This window comes from Kluyvera sp. EC_51 (assembly GCF_019584505.1).
Classification (GTDB): Bacteria; Pseudomonadota; Gammaproteobacteria; order Enterobacterales; family Enterobacteriaceae; genus Kluyvera; species Kluyvera sichuanensis.
In genome coordinates this window covers 1-560 of record NZ_VDAG01000126.1, presented here as the reverse complement: position 1 = coordinate 560, position 560 = coordinate 1, and the positions used below count along the sequence as shown (strand labels likewise).

The 560-nt window shown below is 40.7% G+C and carries 1 pseudogene; it reads left to right on the top strand.

The features are described from left to right. Positions 1–560 (top strand): annotated as a pseudogene (locus FHC49_RS24255) (autotransporter outer membrane beta-barrel domain-containing protein); the annotation flags it as partial.

The window sequence follows — 560 nt, the reverse complement described above, 5'->3', positions numbered from 1 at the left end:
CGCGTAATTGATGATAATTGGCATGATGGTGATGTATTCACTTTAAATATTGCTAATTCTACAATTGATGACGATTACGAAGGTTTATACTTCACTGATTCATATCTGAATGGTGACGTTACCAAATATACTAACGAAACCTTCCGTACCCCAGCTGGTGAAGGTGAAGAATACGCCGGTTTGTTTGCAAACGGTGGTGTCGGTCTTGGGCTGGCAGTGAATCTTGATGTCGAAAGTAACATCAATATTTCTAACAACTCCCGTGTTGCTGGTATCAGCCTGACTCAGGGTAATACCGTAAACAATACTTACACTACTGAATCTCATACTTGGGATAACAATATCTCAGTTATCGATTCCACAGTGACTTCAGGTTCTGTAACTACTCTGGAAGACAGTGGTTTCTATGGTAACTCTGCGGAACCTAGTGATTACTCTGGTAAGGGCGGAGCTAATGATGTAGCTCTGTATTTCAGTGATAGTGCGGCTTCAAATTACTCCATGAAAAACAATGTTTATTTCAGCAATTCTACTCTGCTGGGTGATGTTGTTTTCGCAAG